Consider the following 287-nt stretch of genomic DNA (forward strand, 5'->3'; position numbering starts at 1 on the left):
GGGGGGAAAGAATGTTAACGATATTTGAATACTTTTCTATAATCTCTATCACTGCTACAACTATTCATGCTGGTGTTTCAGTTTGGACAGGATACAGAAAAAACAAACAACGAGCTCTAGGACCTAAATTACAAATTAATTATACAAAAACACTAGCAAACGTACCTTACGATCCAAATGAAAATCCCACATTCAAAGTAGATTTAACCTCCTACAATCCCACAAAACAAGCAATTAAGATAAATAATATTTGGCTAGATCCCAAAAGTCCGTTTCAATTTGTCGAA

The 287-nt window shown here is 33.8% G+C and carries 1 protein-coding gene; it reads left to right on the forward strand.

Annotated elements, in window-relative coordinates:
- Nucleotides 1-11: 11 nt before the first annotated feature.
- Nucleotides 12-287 (forward strand): hypothetical protein (locus ACFILW_RS10545; protein ID WP_375685814.1); only part of this gene is annotated, 276 nt, incomplete at its 3' end.

It is taken from the genome of Bartonella sp. TT110JLCBS (genome assembly GCF_042193405.1).
Taxonomy (GTDB): Bacteria; Pseudomonadota; Alphaproteobacteria; order Rhizobiales; family Rhizobiaceae; genus Bartonella.